The sequence below is a fragment of the Enterococcus sp. DIV1444a genome (assembly GCF_051712125.1).
Classification (GTDB): domain Bacteria; phylum Bacillota; class Bacilli; order Lactobacillales; family Enterococcaceae; genus Enterococcus; species Enterococcus faecalis.
The window spans coordinates 1,151,436-1,170,728 of sequence record NZ_JBIOOG010000001.1 but is presented as its reverse complement, the minus strand read 5'-3'; the positions used below and the strand labels follow the sequence as shown (position 1 = coordinate 1,170,728).

Sequence of the window (19,293 nt, the reverse complement as noted above, 5' to 3'; positions counted from 1 at the left end):
TCCTTTCTAACGGTAAATTTCAATAACACTTGCTTCATTTAATAATGAAAGCACCTCGTCTTTTTGAACTTCCATTCCCCCTTCGCGATAAGGGTTTTCTTCAAACTTAAACGGAACCTCTTGACCATCGATAACTATTTTCGCTGACTGATTTGGATAAAATTTATATGTGACAGGTTTATCAAACAATTGGTAAGTTAGTGTTAAACCAGATAATTTTTCTGGTAACACGGGATCGAAAACCACACTTTGGGCCTTTTGCCGAATCCCTAAAACAGCTGTAATTAATTGATTTAAATAAATTCCTGGCCCACTTGAATAAATTCGCCAGCCACCTTTTACCCCAATACTTCCATCTTTTAGTTTACCAAAATTTTCTTGTGATTCATACCTTGTTTTAAAATCGCCATCGGAACTACTAAAATAGGCATTGGCTTGACGTAACTCTGCATTGTGAACCACTTCTTTTAATTGAACTGGATTGATCTGCATTAACGCTTGCCAAGTTTTGTCTCGCTGTCCAATTTTCGCCATCGCTTCTGTATAGCGAATGTGCGCATGTACATACTGTAAACCAATTTCACGCCCAAAATTAGCCGCCTGTTCTGCTCGTTTAAAATTAGTGCTGACACCGCCTCGATAGTTCGCCGGTTTGTTCATTAAGCGCACGCCATCAGGAAACGTTAATTCTTTTTCAATAATTTCTAGATGATGACTTACTTGTTCCGGTGTTAATAATTCAGCTAACATACTACGAGTCATTGGCAATAATCGATATTGAATCCCTGTTTTTTGGTCATTTGGGTGAATCATTTGTTCAAAAGTTTCTGGCGTTTCCATATAAATAAACCCTGGAATCGTTTCATTCGCCAACATATATTTTTGAAAATCGTTCTTTATTCCTGCAACTAAAATTGCTAAGTGCTGACTATAAGTAGCATCGATTTCCGTAATTAAAGCCGCAAATTTTTTCAACACTTGATACGTTAAGGCAACGGTCCAACTACTAGCCATTTGCTCTTTAAGACGATTATCATAAGGTTGTAACGTGTCATCCCAATCGCCATCGCCATAACAGGATAGAAAAGTTTCTGGTAAAAAATGTTGTTCAATATAATTTATTTCTTTTTTCAAATGTTCAAATAAAGATGCTGTTTCTTTTGTTTTGTGATTATCTTTGCGACTTGTATAAGGGATTTCCGTAGCTAAGATTGAATAATCTGCGGTTTGTTCCAAATAATCAGTCACTACTTTCAATGGCCAGACGATAATATCACCATGGCTTTCACTGGCTTTTTGTTCTTCGTATCGGTCAAACATAAACCATTGCGGCCAGTTGCCATCGTCCTCAAATTGATTTTCAAATAGATGCTGAATAATGGAGGCCACAATCTTAGGCTGTTGCGTCGCAAAGAAAAATTCTGTCGGTCCTTGCGACACATCTCGTGTGCCCCAAGCTGCTCCGCCATACTGTTCTAAGCCATGTGGCGATAAATAATGAACGAGCATATTATGAGTATACCAACGGGTTAATTGATTCATTTGCTGCACACTTGAGTCTGTGTGTGTTAACTCAAAATGGTGCAACAAGCCATTAATGAATGCTAAATATTGACTTTCTGCTTTTTCAAAATCTAATGGTGTATTGACTAATGCTTGGTCCTCTATACTGCCCGTAATAAGTAGTGAAAATTTTTGGGTCTTTTCGATGGCCAAGACTAATAAGTCCGCTTCAGCTCCACCAAATAATGTGCTATCGGTTACTTGAAATGATTTATCAACTGTCAATGCATAGGTTAGTTCTGGGTAATAATTTTCTGTAGCAGAATGATTTCCCGTCACTCGAAGCGTTTTGCCATTTTTTTCTAATTGATAGGTTGGTACTTCTTCCGGTCCTAATAACAAATGGTTAGAAACAGCCCACATATATGCATCCTTTTGACTGGTCACTTCCAATTGAATCACTCTTGAATCAGGCGAAGTGAAGGTGCGTACACGAATTGTGTCCTTTGGCAACTTATAATACCACGTAGCAGAGTTCAACCCCATTTCAAAAGCAGAAGGCATTGTTAGTAAGCGCCATAAGCCATTCTCTAAAATGTAGATTCGTTGACCAGAGCGTTTCATAACGTTTAAAGCGTTTCGGCTATTACTCATTAATTTGTTCATGGTCGTATTTCCTAAAACTACTTGTGAATTGAAAATGCCATACATATACACTGTCGTACTAAGCAAAGGTTCGCCAACCGTTAAGCCTTTACCACTTAATAAAATGTGGCCATGCGCTCTTTCCATGGCAATTTCTTTTTCTTGAAGAACAACGTGATGGTAATTTTCCGTGAAAAAGGAATACGTCTGACCTGCTACTTTTTCAATTTGTGTCTGAAGGGGATAAAGTGCGGCCAACTCTTCTTCTGTTAATGGATTTCCTGTGATAGGTTCTCCTAAAAGTTTCGTAGGATAGTCCTGTGTTTCTTCTAATGAATCGAATGTCACAGTTTCATAAATAGCTTGTAAGGCTTCTTTCGATAAAAAAGGTTCAGCTAATGCTTGCGGATGTGTTTCTGTTACCGCACCATAAAAAATAAATTCCTTACTTTCATTCGTTAATTGGACGGCTTCCGTTTGTAAAGCGGTGTAAGCAAATTCATATTGATAGACTTCATTTGCTAAATATCTTTTCCTCAATGCTTCTGGTGTGTTCGTTTGTTTAAATGAACGTCCGAAAAATTGATAGCCATCCGTTGAGTAGCCTGCTAATTTTTGAAAACTCCCTTGAATAAGGGCTGGAAACTTCTCATTTTGCGGTTGATTTTGTCTTGATAAAACAACAAGCTCTTCGCCCTCTTGCCAAATGTGATGATCAAGATACTGCGACACATACGCTTCATTTGACTGAACGGCTCCGTTTGTCGCTAAGCCAATATCTTGACCATAAACAATATCTACTAAGCCAGTTCCAGTGACATTAACCCGCCAGAACCATTGATTGCTTGGCCCCAAACGAAAGTCAACTTGGTAAAGAACCGCTTCAAATTCGCCCCGCCATGTCAATTGGTTATCTGAAAGATAAAAATCACTTTGACTGTTGGAACCAATCATTGGTCGATAATTAATTGTGTCACCTGTAATTATCCGCAAATAGAGTTGATTCATACTGCCGTCTAAAGGATTGCCTTCTAATTGATTAATCATCATGCCACAGCTATTCAATTCTTTTAAATCACCTGTCTCTAGAAATGTAGCGACTGTGTCTGCTTGCTTAAGCTTCTTTATCTGCATAACTTATCCTTCCCATCTTATTCATTTAACGTGACTGTTGCGGTTTGTACATCGCGACTATTTCCACCAATCATCACGATAAATTCACCTGCATCACTGGTTACCTGATTGTCTGAATGAACATAGCGCACCATATCTTCTGAAAGAAGAAACTGAACTTCTTTTTCTTCCTTTGGTTCCAGCCAAACTTTTTGGAAATCTTTTAACTCTTTAATCGGGCGAACCACTTGTCCCACCAAATCACGTACATAAAATTGCACGGTTTCCTCTCCAGCGATTGGACTGTCATTTTTTACTAAAACAGAGACCGTGACTGGATCTTCTTTGGTAAATGTTAATGCACTTAGTTGAATTGGTTGATAAGAGAAATGACTATAACTTAAGCCAAAACCAAAGGGATATTTAGCGTAATTGGAAACATCTAAATATTTAGAAACATATTTTTCTTCTGGCGCTGACTCATAAGGACGCCCAGTATTGTCGACATTGTAAAAAATTGGCACTTGACCAACCGTTTCTGGAAACGACATACTTAAACGACCACTTGGATTGTACTGTCCCCACAAAATTTCTGCTAGCGCATTGCCCCCTTCTGTTCCAGGTTGCCAAGCTTGCACAATTCCTTTTGCAACATCTATACCTTGTAAATCTAAGGGCCGGCCACTGTAGACCGTGATAACAACATTGGGATTTTTCTCAATAATTTGGGCAACTACTGCTAATTGTTTTTCGGGTAGACGAATATCACTGCGACTGGCAGCTTCCCCACTCATCCAATCTGTTTCGCCTAGTGCCACTACTACTTTATCTGCTTGACTAGCTAACGTTAAAGCCTCTTCAATGGCCGCCACGGTCGGTTCAAAGTAATCAAAGTGTTCTTGGGCAACTAGAAGATTTGTGGTTAATTTTTGGGCCCCAGCCTCGAGGGAAATGGCTTCTTCTTTCTTTCCTTGCCATGACCAAGCCCCTAAAATATCTTGTGATTGGGCCCCTGGGCCGACAAGCGCGATTTTTTCTTGCGGTGTAAAAGGCAAAATATTTTCATTTTTTAAAAGAACCATTGATTTTTGAGCAATCTTTTTAGCTATTTCTCGATGTTCTTTGCTTAAAATCACTTCTGCTTCCGCTTGTTCATCCGCACCACGATAGGGATTTTCAAATAAGCCTAGCTCATTTTTTAGTTTTAAAATTCGCATAACTGCTTCATCAATAAGTGTTTCAGCAATCCGTCCTTCTTCAAGTAATTCTTTTAAATAATCTGGATAACACGTGGTCATCATTTCAATATCTACACCAGCTTTGATAGCCAATTCTGCTGCCTGTTTTTCATCTTTGGCAACGCCATGAGGAATTAATTCTTTAATCGCTCCCCAGTCTGAAATCACAACCCCTTCAAAGCCAAATTCATTTCGTAATACGTCTCTAAACAGCCATTGGTTGCCTGTAGCAGGAATCCCATCCACTGTATTGAAGGACGTCATAACAAGTTTTGCACCCGCATCTAATCCAGCTTTATAGCCAGGTAAATACATTTCTCTTAGCTGCCGCTCAGACATATCTACCGTATTATAATCCCGACCAGCTAAGGCACCACCATATGCCGCAAAGTGCTTCACGCACGCGGCTACTCGCCAATTGTCTTCTTTTAAATTTTCTCCTTGGTAACCTCTAACCATTGCAGCAGCTAAGCGGCTGTTGAGTAATGGATCTTCACCTGTTGACTCCATGACACGTCCCCAACGTGGATCGCGCACTAAATCAATCATTGGCGAAAAGGTTACATGTAACCCTGAAACAGCGGCTTCTTTTGCTGAAATCTCCGCCATTTTTTCAACCGCTGCTTCATCCCAAGTGCTTCCTAAAGCCAAAGGAATCGGAAAGATGGTTCTGAAACCATGAATAATATCCGCCATTAAAAGTGTTGGAATATTTAATCGATGATTTTGCATATATTCTTTTTGAACACGTTTTGCTTCGTTTGCACCGGAAACACCCAGTGTTGTCCCAGCCGTATCAATCGTTTCTTGACTTAGTCCTAGCTCTGACATGGGACCGGTCTTTTCTTCTGCTTTATCTGAATAAAAAGCTGCTGCTAATTGTAATAATTGATTAATTTTCTCATCAATTGTCATTTCTTCGACTAATTGAATCAGTTGATTTTCTTTCATACTCTCACCTTTCTTCAATAAATACTTCTGCTTCTAAAGGAAAATGATCGGAGGGAAAACGTCCATCAATACTATCTGTTAAACTTGCGGTTTGCTGTACTTGCCAACCTTTTACATAAATATAATCAATTTCTTCTAATTCCGCCCAAGGTTTTGTGTAAGCAAAATTTTGAAATGTTCCTCTTGGTCCATAATGAGTAACTAAATTTTTGCTATCTTGAAATTTTTTTTGAACAAGTTGATGAACCGCTTCCCCCGATTCTGCATTAAAATCGCCCATTAATAAAGTTGGATACTGTGCAATTTTGTCATGTAACTCCTCTAAGATAACGGTCATTCCTGCTAAACGAGCAGGAGCTGAAATATGATCCAAATGAACATTGATGACTAAAAAAGGCGTATTTTGAGTCGTTTCCTTAAATAGTCCCCACAAAGCAATTCTTGGACAGCCAGCTTCAGGATGGATACTTGGCTGCTGAGGTGTTTCAGATAACCAAAAATACCCTGTATCAATAGCCTGAACTTTTTGTTCGTTATAGAGAATCACTAGTCCTTCTCCTTGACCATCCCCTTCTCTTTCCGCAGAAAGACAGGTGAATGTTGTATACGCCTTTAAATCCCTGACTTGATTCGGTCGTACTTCTTGAATACAACAAAGGCTCCAATCATGAAAATTGATTAACTGACAAACAGCCTCTTTACGAAAAGACCATTGCCAATCTTGGTCATACTCTGTATCTACCCGGACATTATACGTAGCTATTTTCATTTTTAACCTCCTGCAATAGTTGTTGAATTTGACGCATCTCACGACGGATCTGGGTTGTTTCACCGCCACCATGGCCTTTTTTCCAATACACTCTGACTGCTTTTCTTGCCTTTAACTGATGATAAGAAGGGAAAAAATCTTTCATTGGACATATCGGATCGTGACTCCCAACAGAAGCAAAGACTGGATTTTTAATTTGCGAAACAAAGTGACGACTATCAAAATAAGGAAGAACCGCGGCAATTTTTTCATGCGCTTGAGGATGCTCCTGTAAGTACTGATGAATAATTTGATACGAACCCGTTCCTTCTGCTACTCGATTTTCTAAACAAGAATGACTTGGAACATCTGCAAAAGTCGCTAAAATCGGGAAGTCAACTAAACTGTTCACCATTAACACTACGCCACCCCCTTGGGAACCACCACGAAGAATGATTTGGTCCTGATTAATTTCAGTAAAGGTCCGCACCACTTCTACGCTACGTAAATGGTCGGCAAACAAGCGGCGTTGGTACCAATCTTCTTTGTCTAGAAATCCTCGTCCCATTGGTGCTTCATGCCAAATTGTTTGATATGGCACACGATCTTTGGTTAATCCCCCTTGACCTCGATTATCAATGACAAAACAAGCACAACTAATTTGTGTCCAATGAGCAAATTGCCGAGGTTCTTGAATATGATTCATATAGCCTAAACAATCAATCACTATTGGCTGTTTCCCCGCCGTTTTAGGAAGTAACAAATAGCCAAAGATGCGCTCGCCTAGGAGACTTAGAAAGTCGACCTGTTCCACTTGAACATTTTCCAATGGATAGTCAATGACCCGCCGATGGATATCTAGCGGTATTTTTTGAAGTTCTTCCTTGGTCTTTTGCCAAAACTCAAAATACTCATTCATGTTCCACACCTAACACTTTCTGAAAAAACGCAACTTGAAGAAAAGCCGTTGTCCCGAATCCTAACGCAATATATAAAAACAAATTAAGCTTATAGAAAAAAACAAACGTTAAAAGAGGTAAAATAAACAAAATAATCGCATTTGCACTATTACTTAAGACCACATAAACCGTCTCACCTAGTGTCTTTTTAACGGACCAATTAAAAACGGAAAAGAGAAAAAGAAAACTCGTCAAAAATAATGCAACAAAACTTAATAGAAAAATAGCTAAGAAACCTAAACTAGTGGCTATTTTAAATAAACTTGTTACGACAATACCGCCCAGTAAAAAAGCAACGAACAAGACACCTGTTAAAATAAAACCTCGCATGATGTTATTTTTTAATGCTGTCCAAAACGTTCGCAAAACAGGAATATCTTTTTCACGATACAAACGATAGATCGTTCGATACAACGCAATTAAGCCGGCACCACTAAAGATGCCTGTTATACAGGTAATTAAAAAGAGAAAATTAATAATGATCAGGTTGGCAATAAAAGAAAAAAGCCGATAATACCAACCTTCATATGCAAATAGCTTATTCATAATAAAAGAGAAAAGCGGATTCCTCGTTGCTTTATCCGCTTTTCTCTCCTCCTCTCTTACTTAAGTTTGTCTCTGTTTTCTGCCATTTTCTCAGATTTTATTTTTTCAATTGCATCCCATTTATTTGATTTTAAGAATGCTTTGTAGTCTTCTAAAGATTTGTCAAAGGCTTTATCATCTTTCGCACGAATCATTGAAATAACGGTTGTATTTAGTTTGGTTTCAATCGCTTCATTCGCCCGAGCTTCCGGCGTTCCCGCATCTGGATTAATATTTTCAATTACGAAATGTGGGACCAATTTTCCTTTGCCCCATTCTTGCATTTGCGTTAAAGCACTTTCCATAGGCACTTTTAGTTTATTAACACGGTCGTTGTTAAAATATAGGAAACGACTAATGCCATATTTTTTGTTGTAGGCATCATTGTCTGTTTGTTCTAATTTTTTCACTTCTGGTAAATAATCAATTTTCCCTTGATCATTGTACGCATAAGTAACTCCTTCAACGCCATATTTTGTTAAAATTTGTCCTGGTTCATCAATTAAATATGTGAACAGTTGAGTGACTTTCGCAGGATCTTTCGCATCTTTCGTAATGTAATTACTTAACCAACCTGAAATGCCGGTTTGATTTAATGTTGGTTTTCTGCCAGAAGTGCTACTTGGTCCATCAATGGCTATATAACGTGTGCCAGATTTTTTCATAAATTCTGTGAAGTTCCCACCTTGACCACTGGTTCCAGCAACGAGCATGGTTGCATAATTTCCTTGTTTCACTTTTTCATCAAACGTTGCCCCATCATCTGTGAAGCTATCATCACTAATATTGCCTGCTCGGTAAACATCATTAAATGTTTTTAACCATTCTAAATATTCTTTATCTAAATTTCGATCATAGTATTTACCATTTTTATCCTCTAAAGGAACACCTAAGAAGTCTTGTAATTTGTCTAAAAATGGTCCTGCCCCCTCGCCCACTGTGGTGAAGCCCATTGGGGTCATCTCAGGATATTTTTCTTTAATCTGTTGCATGACTTTTTCAAAATTTTCTGGTGTTGAAACGTCTGGCTTGCCTAATGCATTATAGACATCTTCACGAATAACAAAATTATCATTTACTGGGATATTTCCACTTTCATAATCCGCTTTTGTATTAGAGTAATTAGGGTAACCATATGTTTTTCCATCCTCTAAGGCATACCATTTAAACGTATCTTGGTTAACAACTTTCATTAAATAGGGGTCATATTTTTTAGCTAAATCGTTTAAAGAGTAGGCCCAAGAATCTGCTTTCAATGCTGCTTGTCCAGTTTTTTCAGTTAATGTCACGATATCAGGCATATCTCCACTTGAAATCATGGCATTTAATTTTGAATCATCGCCGGAAATAAATTCAATATCCACATTTAAATCTTTTTTTATCTGCGCAGTGGTCACATCTTTCCCAAAAGGTAGCGCCGTCCAATCTGAGTTAATATACCATTTAATCTTGGTCGGTTCTTTCTTCTTATCTAACTTCCAAGCAGGTGTCTTTTCATCTAATTCATACCGATCCTTAATCGAGACATCTGAACTAGCTTTCTTTTCTCCACCGCTACATGCCGCTAAACTAACGACCGCCGTTGCCACCAATAAACCGCCTAAAACTTTTTTCATATCGTTCCCTACTTTCTTTATTCTTTTACTGCACCGGCCATCATACCGCCGATAAAGTGTTTTTGTAGTAATGGATAAATGATTAAAATTGGTATCGTTGTAATGACAATTGTTGCCAGTTGAACACCACGTGTCGTTGCCTGCACCACCATATCTGTACTGCCACTCTCTGTCATGGTACTCAAGTTGGATTGAACAATAATTTCATAAATTTTCATCTGCAATGGATACAAATATTCTTTGGTAATGTATAATTTCGTGGTCATAAAGTCATTCCATTGACCTACCCCATTAAATAAAATAATGGTGGCTAATGCCGGTTTTGTTAAAGGTAAAAAGATTTTATAAAAAATTTGAAATTCACTGGCGCCGTCTATTTTGGCGGATTCTTCTAAAGATGGTGGAATTTCTCGGAAAAAGTTCATTAAGATAACTACATCATAATAGCTAAATAAAGCTGGAATGATATATACCCAGAAGGTATCTAAGAGTCCTAATGACTTAATCAAAAGATACGTGGGAATCATGCCCCCACCAAAGTACATTGTAATAACACCCATCGTTGTATAAATGTTACGCCCGACTAGTCTAGATTTACTAAGTCCATAGGCAACAATCGCACAGAACAGTGTATGCGTCGACGCACCGATGACTGTTTTTAAAACAGAAATCAAAAACGCTCGCGGAATGCTACTATCCGAAAAAACTTTCCGATAATTTTCTAGCGTAAATCCTTTCGGCCATAAAACCAAGCCTTTACCAGCTAAACCCGAACTTGACGAAACTGAGGAAACTAAAATATTCCAAATTGGTACGATAATTAATAAAGAAAACAACACAAGAATTAACGTATTGAAAAAGTAAAACCATTTGTTTTCTTTTGATTTTCTTTTAATCACAGCTGTTGCCTCCTTTATAAAATAACCGACCGACCATTGTTCATTTTTCTAGTAATGCGATCTGTAATGACTAATAAAACAATTGAAATAACAGAAATCCCTAAACCAACTGCCGTCGCATAAGAAAAGTCCCCTTGCGTTAGCCCCATACGATAAACAAATGAATTAATTACTTCTGATTTGTTTTGGTTTTGAGCATTCATTAAAACCAACGTTTGATCTAAGTTCGATCCCAATAAACCGCTAACATTTAGAATTAAGTTCAACGAAATAATCGGCGCTAATAAGGGCAAAGTAATCGTTCGGATTTGTGTTAATTTTGAAGCACCATCAATTCTCGCCGCTTCATAAAACGTTGGATCAATGCGAGACATGCCAGCAAGGTAGAGAATCGTGCCCCAACCTACTTCTTTCCACAAATCAGAAAGAACAGCAATCCACCAATACTTATCAGGATCTAACAAATGATTGACACCCTGATTCATTAAGCCCAACGACATCATGACTTGGTTGATAAAGCCATTTGTTGAAAGCCACGAAATCAACATCCCGCCTAAAACGATCCAAGAAAAAAAGTGGGGAATATAAGAAATCGTCTGAATCACTTTTTTTAAATGTCCATCTCTCATTTCAAAAATCATTACTGCTAAGATAATCGGAATAGCGAATCCTAAAAAAAGTTTCATTAAACTAATCGCTAAGGTATTACGAACTGCTTCCCAAAAAAAACTATCTTCCATAATGATTCGAAAATTTTCAAGTCCAACCCATGGTGCAGAAGAAACCGTGTCAACAATCGTATAATTTTTAAAAGCAATGATAATTCCATAAATTGGAATGTAGTTAAAGACAATCATGAATGCTACACCCGGAAGTACCATCCAATGCAATTGCCGCTGATCATAAAACTTTTTTAGTTTTTTCATAAGCAGGGTTCCTTTCTTTTTAGTGAAACGTTTCTACAAACAGATTATACCTTCAGTCTAAATAGTTGTAAACCCTTACATTATGGTTTTATTTAAAAATAACAGCATTAAAAAACGCTATAGACCATTTATAAAGAAATTATTTCCCCTGCTTCTTTTTCCACAAAAATACTCTTTTCTAGATCTTTTAAAGCATTTTATAGAAACGTTTCACCAAAATATGAACATCTTTTTCTTAAAAATAATTCTGTTAAATAACAGAAAAAAGTCTGGTCGGATTGACCAGACTTTTTAAAGATAGATAGTAAAATGTGTAATTTCAGGGATCACCCCAAAACGGGCATGAATGGCGGTCGTTCCTAAGCCTGTATTAACATATAGTTGCGTTTCTTGGTCCAACTGATACAATCCTCTGGTATACTTTTCTGCTAAAACATTTGTGATTGGATAAAAAGGAATCCAAATTTGTCCGCCATGGCTATGTCCTGCTAAAACTAACTGTGTACCCGTGCCAACAAATGCATCCGCGACATCTGGTTCATGGGTCATTAATAACGCATAGTCATACGTTTCTCGATAGGATAATGTTTCTGAAACGGAAGGATTTCCTAATAACGAGTCATCTAAACCACCAATAAAAAGACGGCGTCCATCTGTTAAGGTTATTGTTTCTCCTTGGTTTTTCATAACGGTAAAGCCACTGGCCTCCATGACTTCATCATACACCGCAGAAGCACCGCCACCATAATCATGATTTCCCCAAACTGCATATTTTCCAATTGTCGCTTGCAACTGTTTTAATTTTTCAATCATCGGTTCTTTTTGTTGCGGATTTTTGGCATAGTTGTCAAATAAATCACCTGTAAAAACGATAATATCTGGTTTTTCACGATTGACTTTTTTTATGACTTTATCTAACCGCTTCGTCTCATAAAATTCTGAAACTTGTATATCCGAAAGTTGAATAACATTCAATGGTTCTCGTTGATTTTTCTTTCCCAAAGTCACCTGATTAACGTGAACTAAATTCGGCTCAATCTTCCACGCATAGATTGGGAGTGCGATAATTAAGAAAAAAAATAAGAGCATTATACTTAAACCAATTTTTTTAACCACATCACTCGCTCCTTTCTTTTCTTTGATTTCCGAAGACTTAGTATAGAGAAAAATCTTCTTAACCACAATCTAAAACAAAGGAAATTAAGGCTTTGTTAAACAACCTAAAGAATTTCCACAATCTCTTATCCTTTTCTTAGCTTTTTTATAAAAAAAGCTAGAGCCTGGGACAAAAATCACTTTGGATTTTTGTTCCAGGCTCAAAAGCTGATAAACGGTGGGAACATTCTTCTCTTAATGATGATGTTTTCGAAACGTTTGATAACCAATTAAGCAAAATAAAATCCCCAATAAAATCATTCCAGTTACTGAAAATAAACCTGCTAACATCTTTCGCATCCTCTCTGCTGCTAAACTTCTTTATTTGTAGTCACTATTTCTTGTTGTAAAATTGGTTGAAATAGACGACGTTCTGCTAATTTCCTTGCTAAAATTGCTTCACTTTTTTCTGTAAATATACCTAAGTTATGGCGCTTGCCCTTCAAGGAGATATAAGCCAGCCATTTCCCAGAAGCGGTCTGGCTCACTCCTTTGTATCCGCTGCTATTATTTTTAGGGCGTTTACTTTGTAACTTTCCTGGAATTACACCAGCAACTCTTTGTCGGTAATCCTTCTTTTTACGATGCCCGCAACTTTTGGTATGACCATTCAACAAATTTTCACAGCGAACCCAGCAAGCTTGTCCGCACGTACACAGACAATACGCTTTCATTGTCTGTTGAATACTTTCAATCCGTACCACGACTAATTCATGATAGTTTTTTTTCAACATTGTTTGATAGCGATGGTGCGCACATTTGGTTCGATACCCACGAATTAGTTGTCTTCTTGAAGCTTCTGCATAGCTCCCGCAAGAACAGCGACAGGCCCAAACAATTAGCCCTTCTTTTCTTTTTGCTGTTGGTGCTACTACTGTCAACTCACCAAACTTTTGACCAGTTAAGTCTTTATAGTTAACTGCTTGTCTCACTTGACTATCCTTCATATTCTTGTTCTCGCCACATCTCGATTGCATCTCTGCCATAGTACTCATTTTTCTGAGTCTCTCCCTTTCTTAGTTCTCTGACCACCTCAGCAAATACTTGCCAATCTTTTGTTTCCGGCAAATGACGCCATGTCAATTGACGACACCGTACTTTCGAACTATAAAAATCGGACAAATACAAATCGGTTTCTAAGGTTAATTTGTGATCAATCAGAACATCCATATAGTTGAAAGAAGCAATAATTTTTGCAATAAAGCGGTTATAATCCTCCCCACCAGAAAAATCAACAAATACATGAATCGTTTTTTCAATTGCGCAAAAAGAACGATCATTTAACAAACAAAACATAAAATCATAGTATAGATGCACGCGCTCATACATTAAAAATCGTTTTTGATACAGCGACTCTGTCTTTTGTATAAAACCATCTAAGGCGCGATGAATTTGAGGAAACCGCTCTTCAAAGAAACTGCTCTGCTTGGCGGGAATAAATGCAGCCACCGAAAAGTATAGACGGTCCCAGCGATAACAAATCAACTTTAATTTTTCTTTTGTTTCCACCGTAATTCGCTTTTCAAAGAAAGGAATAACACTATTCATATGATTAATAAATTCGTCTAACATGGTTAACTTATCTGGAAAAACAATCGGACTATCAATGTATTCATTTAAACTTAAAAAAAGAAAAATATATGAAGTTTCTTTGCCAAAATCCTCTTTAAAAAGAGGTGTTTCACTTGTATAAATTTTTTCAAACGCATGCTGTAAACAGCTAGGCACATGAACTTCCGTAAAAGAGTCCACTACATGATCAGAAAAGACACGAAAACGTTGGATCGTTAAAAGAATATATAGTTGTGCGCTTTGATTAAGACTAAACGTTCTTTGATACATCAGTTGTAGATCGTTTATAAATCGTTTAATGCCATGACTATTTTCCAGCAAAATGTTAGGCAGCCTTTCTTGATTACTGCCATAAAAATAATACAAGCATTGAAAACAAAAACTTCGGATATTTTTCTCTTCTCCAACCAAGCCGGTTGACTTTAATTTAATACGCCAATTAGCTAAAATCAGATTTAGTTTATACGAGAAAGCATATATTTTACTTTTGCTCATAAAATGAATTTGCGAAAATTCTTGAATCGTGTGCTTTTGATAGAGACCCACATCAAGAAGCAACTTGGCCATTAGTGATTGATCAAAATAATATTTTCTTAACGCTTGATAATCAATTTGCGATAATTTTTGCGCACTAATCAGTCCTTTAGCTGGAAAAAGAATTTGACTCCTTGAAGAAATTTGTGTACATTCATAATTTATTTGACGGCACAACGATTCTAACTTTTGAGTGGATAAATCAAAATATCCATAAAATTCTTCTTTTAATAATGGACCTTCACTATTCATAAAAGTTTGATAAATAAGTAATTTATCTCGGAATTCTTGGTCTAATAATTCATCTAACAAAGTAGTCACATTTTCAACTCCAAACTATCACGCCTTAAGTATCTATTTTTTTAACAAGACGTGAGTGTCAATCTTGCTTATTTTTTCCACAAATTTAAAAATGATTCTTTCAATATTTAGGAATCTTCATAGAAAAGTATTATTTTAACCAAAAAAAGCCACCTTGCGTCACCAAGGAGGCTTTTTTTGTTATTTTTTTACTTTAGATTTAAAGAAAAGCTGATTTGTTTGACTAATTTTCTGTTTCTTTTCTAGCCTATTCGTCAAAAATGATTGAAACTTTTGGTTCGTCTTCTATACCATCTTCCTATAAAGTTCTTGCTCTTTTAAGTATCAGCTTCTGTCAATAAAAGTCCTCATTTGGCATTGCTAATCTGAATACAGTATGACTACTTGTTGCCACTATTTTTTGCTGTTATTTTACTCTTTAATCGAAGCGCTAGAAACGCTGTCAACTGCTGGCTTTTCGGTCGCTGACTCTTCTTCATGGACTGACGCACTTGATACACTATCTGCCGTTTCTGGCGCTTCTTTTTTGGAAGCACCACTGACTGCATCGACGTTTTTTCCACCGACTAATTCTTGCCCAGTTTGTTTTAAATACCAATCAACAATTGGTTTAAAGTCTAAAATATACTCATTAATTCCCGCGTAATTTCCATTATCATCATACATCGCTTGATAATTATGCACTACATAGGTATCTGGTCCGTGCATTGGAACATGAACGCGAATAGCATCTGTTTTTCCTGACCGTAATTGTTGAATCACCCATTCTACATTTTTCAATGCTTTTGGTGGATGACAATTCGCTAATGGATTACCAACCTGTCCTGGTTGCCGTTTAGCAAACATTTCTTCAGCAGCCATTTTTTTATTGTAATATAAAAATTGATTGTTACTGTCTGCGTAAGTCAATTCCATTGGCATTGATTTTAAGAAATAATTTAGCTGATCTACGGTTAAAATGCCTCGATCTAATTTTACGTATGTGTCGCCTTCAACAGCCTGAACCGCTTCTGCTGCTTGTTCTACCCAATCATCTGCTGCCATATCAACCCCTTCGATCGTTGTTTCAATGGTTCCTTTTGCATGTAAATCTTCAGGTAAGTCTTTTGGCTTAGCCCCTTCTAATTTTGAAATCACATCAATGAATTCCACGAATTTTTGTAATGTGCTTTCTAAAAATTGACGTGTTCCCTCCGCAATTAAGTTGCCGTTTTCATCAAATGCTTCTTTAGCTTTTCCTAATAAAAACTCGTTTCCAGGCATGACGATCGCATTGACACCAGGTGCATCAAGAATTTGACGGAGATGTAATTGCGCACGCGAGGTTCCTTGATCATAATAAGAGCAACCAACAATCATTACTGGTTTGTTTTCCAGCGGATGAATTTTGAAAGATAACCATTCTAACACACTTTTCAAACCGGCAGGAATGGTATGGTTATGTTCGGGCGTCGCAATAATTACGCCGTCTGCTTGTAAAATTTTGCGATTCATATTCTGAATTAAGACACTGTTCGTTTGATCCTTACTTTGATTAAACATTGGAATATCTTTAATTTCTAAAATTTCCAAGTCGAACATTTTATAAAACTCTTTGCCAATATATTGCAATAGTAACCGATTATAAGAAGAATCAGCGTTTGATCCGACGATCCCAATTAATTTCATTTTATTCACTCCATTTCGTTAAATCGTTTCCCATGAGAAATTTTCTGCTTCTTTTTTGTTTTGCGCATGCGCATGTTTCAACTGTTCTGTAATTTCAATAAATACACAAAAATCTGCAAACAAGCCAGCTAGTTTATCAATTTGTTCTGAATCTTTTAACGCATTGCTTTCATCAAAAGCTTGTAAGGAATGCGCTAATAGAAACTCAGAGCTTGGCATAATTCGTGCTTTCAATTCAGGAGCATCTAAAATTTGGCGCAGATGCGCTTGTGCTCTAGACGAACCTAACGTGCCATAGGATGCACCAGTAATCATAACTGGTTTATCAACAAACGGAAAAATCCCGTAAGATAACCAACTTAGGGCGTTCATCAAAGAAGCCGGCACCGCATGGTCATATTCAGGTGTACTAATAATGACACCATCTGCTGCTTCAATTTTTTCAGCAACCGTTTTTACTATTTCTGGCAAAACTTTGTCTTCTGGCTTGTTAAACATAGGAAAGTCAATAATTTCAACTAGTTCAATGTCAGCCTCCTGCGCAAAATAGTGTTGCATAAATTGCAAAAGTTGACGATTGGTTGATTGCTCTGAGTTCGTTCCTACTAAGCCGATAATTTTTTTCATAATGAGCTGTCCTTTCTTTTTCGGTTCTATGAATGGATAATGTGAAGAGTATCTGCTAACCCACTGGTATATAAAATTTGCTGATCTTGTGTAATGATGATTCCTTCAATCCCAGCTAGTTGATTGAGGATTTCAAGCGCTTCTGGAATTGGATAACCAAATAAACGCGTCGTCCAAATCTCACCATCCACTGAAGCATCCGAGATAATTGTGATGCTGGCCATTTCAGTTTCCAATGGGTAACCGGTTGTCGGATCCAACAAATGGTGATAGACTCGCCCAGCTTCGATTAAACTTCTTTCATAAATACCTGACGTCACAACCGATTGATTAGCCACTTCGACAAGTAAGCTGATTGTTTCTCTGGATTCTTGCGGATTGCGAATACCAATTCGCCATTTTTTGTTTTGATGCGTAGAGGGCCCCAACGTCACAATATTGCCGCCCAGGTTAATCAAAGCAGACGTCACATGGACTTCTTTCAAATAGGCAATCAGTAAATCAGCGATATAGCCTTTTGCTAAAGCCCCCAAATCTAATTTCATTCCTTCTTCTTCCAAAAAAACCGTTTGTTTTAAGGGATTTAAGTGAATCTTTTCTGGATTAATTATTTTCAAACAGGCTTTAATTTCCTCATCTGACGGGACACGGGCATCTTTAAAACCGATTCGCCACGTTTGAACTAACGGGCCAATGGTCACATTCAAATGACTGGTTGGATCACAACTATGTTTTTTCCCTAATGCAATTAATTGATACAACTCTGGATGAACGCTGACTGGTTTTTGCCCAGCTTGTTGATTGACAGCCATCAGTTCCGAAGTTGAATCATTTGCACTAAAGCGTTGTTCATAAGTGATCAATCGTTGATGCACTTCTTCTAGAATTTTTTCAGGTTCTTCATGGTCTACAAATACATCTATTACTGTGCCCATCAAATAAATAGTTTGACTTTGTTGCACCTCAAGACTTCCTCTCCACGAAAGATTGTGTTTTATTTCACATTTATTCACAAATGAATCATACGCCTTTATTTGATACCAGTCAAGTCGATTATATATTTTTTTATATAAAATAACGACCTTAAAATTTTCATTTAAGGCCGTAACGTGTCTTGAACTCTTTTAAAAAACGCTTTTTTTATTATATTTTGAAAATAAATATATAATTTTCTATATAACCTAATTATTCTTAGATAAAATTGTTTCTTTCAATGTTTGAATTGCTTCCAACAAGATGCGATTTTTATTGATTTTTGCATACGCGCGGGCATCTTGTAGTAGTTCTAAAATTTGCTCTTGCGGCTTTTCTTCAGCTAAGGCATTTTTCGCAAGCTGGAAAGCTGCTCTTGCCAAGTAATACGTGACGTGATTATCAGAACAGATGGAAATCGCATACTCTAACAAAGCATCACTTGTTTCTAAATCGCCTTTTTCTGCATAAAAAACACCACAGTGAAAGACAACATTTAATACTCGCCAAGTATCTTCCATTGATTGAATAGTATAAAGATAAATTTCCTTGAAGACCTTATTGAAATAAAATTCTGCTTTCTCAATTTCGCCTTCTTTGGCATAGGCCATGCCAATTCCAGTAAAAGCTAACAAACGGTAAATATCGCTCGTGTATTTTTGCTCTTCAAACAGAAGTTTTTCAAAGGTAAATAAGCAATCCATCAACGAAGCATTTTGAAAAATCATGACAAAGCCTTGTAAATAATAATATTCTAATAACAGTTGGGAATCTTTGATTTCATCAAAAGGAATATTTTTTAAAATTGTTTGCAATTGGTCATGTTCGCTGGTAATCAAGAAGAATTCTGCTTCTTCCATTTTTTCAAGAATTTCAGGTTGTTTAATCCCTACGCGCGGGAAGAGTTCCCCCAAAGGTAGCTCTAAACGATTACATAGTTGGATCAATATTTTTAAAGTTGGGACTTGACCATTCTTTTCAAAGCGACTAACCGTAACTTGCGTACAAATCCCTTTAGCCAATTCACTTTGCGACAAACCACGTGCTTTGCGTTTTTCTATAAACCGTTGTATATTCATTGCTTTTCCTCTCATTCTCATCTTCTCAAACTTACTATAATACAACTTACCTTAAAAATATATATAGAAAAAGAAAAATGTTTATAACAAAAAAGAACACAGACAACTCTTTCATTAAAAGTTTGTCTGCGCTCTATTAGAACCTGAATCACTAAAGGTAAATCCAGCGTTATTTAATCACT

15 protein-coding genes are annotated in these 19,293 nt (G+C 37.0%); all 15 read right to left on the bottom strand.

Going from position 1 to position 19,293, the window contains the following annotated elements; genetic code table 11:
• Positions 1-6: 6 nt before the first annotated feature.
• The gene (locus IGI87_RS05830) at positions 7-3,282 is read right to left on the bottom strand and encodes a GH36-type glycosyl hydrolase domain-containing protein (RefSeq protein ID WP_438736448.1); all 3,276 of its coding nucleotides are present in this window, start codon (positions 3,280-3,282) and stop codon (positions 7-9) included.
• 17 nt (positions 3,283-3,299) lie between these two features.
• Positions 3,300-5,450 (bottom strand): glycoside hydrolase family 3 N-terminal domain-containing protein, encoded by a 2,151-nt coding sequence (locus IGI87_RS05825; RefSeq protein ID WP_438736447.1) that lies wholly within the window; start codon positions 5,448-5,450, stop codon positions 3,300-3,302.
• A gap of 4 nt (positions 5,451-5,454) precedes the next feature.
• On the bottom strand, positions 5,455-6,219 hold the full coding sequence (locus IGI87_RS05820; protein WP_438736446.1) for an endonuclease/exonuclease/phosphatase family protein: 765 nt from the start codon (positions 6,217-6,219) through the stop codon (positions 5,455-5,457).
• Positions 6,200-7,117 carry an acetylxylan esterase gene (locus IGI87_RS05815; RefSeq protein ID WP_438736445.1) on the bottom strand — a complete coding sequence of 306 codons (918 nt, stop codon included), beginning with the start codon at positions 7,115-7,117 and terminating at the stop codon, positions 6,200-6,202. Before IGI87_RS05815 ends, IGI87_RS05820 begins: the two co-directional genes overlap by 20 nt.
• On the bottom strand, positions 7,110-7,703 hold the full coding sequence (locus IGI87_RS05810; protein ID WP_438736444.1) for a DUF624 domain-containing protein: 594 nt from the start codon (positions 7,701-7,703) through the stop codon (positions 7,110-7,112). Before IGI87_RS05810 ends, IGI87_RS05815 begins: the two co-directional genes overlap by 8 nt.
• A gap of 56 nt (positions 7,704-7,759) precedes the next feature.
• Positions 7,760-9,358 (bottom strand): sugar ABC transporter substrate-binding protein, encoded by a 1,599-nt coding sequence (locus IGI87_RS05805; RefSeq protein ID WP_280210269.1) that lies wholly within the window; start codon positions 9,356-9,358, stop codon positions 7,760-7,762.
• 17 nt (positions 9,359-9,375) lie between these two features.
• The gene (locus tag IGI87_RS05800) at positions 9,376-10,257 is read right to left on the bottom strand and encodes a carbohydrate ABC transporter permease (protein WP_002357901.1); all 882 of its coding nucleotides are present in this window, start codon (positions 10,255-10,257) and stop codon (positions 9,376-9,378) included.
• 14 nt (positions 10,258-10,271) lie between these two features.
• A complete protein-coding gene (locus IGI87_RS05795) occupies positions 10,272-11,183 on the bottom strand; it encodes an ABC transporter permease (RefSeq protein WP_002382199.1) in 912 nt (303 codons plus the stop codon).
• A gap of 291 nt (positions 11,184-11,474) precedes the next feature.
• Entirely contained in the window at positions 11,475-12,365 is an 891-nt protein-coding gene (locus tag IGI87_RS05790) for a metallophosphoesterase (protein WP_280210267.1), read from the bottom strand.
• Positions 12,366-12,649: 284 nt separating this feature from the next.
• Positions 12,650-13,324, bottom strand: coding sequence for a hypothetical protein (locus IGI87_RS05785; protein WP_438737401.1), 675 nt, complete (start codon positions 13,322-13,324; stop codon positions 12,650-12,652).
• Entirely contained in the window at positions 13,275-14,765 is a 1,491-nt protein-coding gene (locus tag IGI87_RS05780) for a helix-turn-helix domain-containing protein (protein ID WP_438736443.1), read from the bottom strand. Before IGI87_RS05780 ends, IGI87_RS05785 begins: the two co-directional genes overlap by 50 nt.
• A gap of 411 nt (positions 14,766-15,176) precedes the next feature.
• On the bottom strand, positions 15,177-16,433 hold the full coding sequence (locus tag IGI87_RS05775; RefSeq protein ID WP_104853798.1) for an NADPH-dependent oxidoreductase: 1,257 nt from the start codon (positions 16,431-16,433) through the stop codon (positions 15,177-15,179).
• An 18-nt stretch (positions 16,434-16,451) separates the two neighbouring features.
• Entirely contained in the window at positions 16,452-17,060 is a 609-nt protein-coding gene (locus IGI87_RS05770) for an NADPH-dependent FMN reductase (protein ID WP_104853797.1), read from the bottom strand.
• 26 nt (positions 17,061-17,086) lie between these two features.
• Positions 17,087-18,022 carry an FAD:protein FMN transferase gene (locus IGI87_RS05765; RefSeq protein WP_438736442.1) on the bottom strand — a complete coding sequence of 312 codons (936 nt, stop codon included), beginning with the start codon at positions 18,020-18,022 and terminating at the stop codon, positions 17,087-17,089.
• Between the two features lie 219 nt (positions 18,023-18,241).
• Positions 18,242-19,132 carry a helix-turn-helix domain-containing protein gene (locus IGI87_RS05760; RefSeq protein ID WP_002382193.1) on the bottom strand — a complete coding sequence of 297 codons (891 nt, stop codon included), beginning with the start codon at positions 19,130-19,132 and terminating at the stop codon, positions 18,242-18,244.
• Positions 19,133-19,293 lie beyond the last annotated feature (161 nt).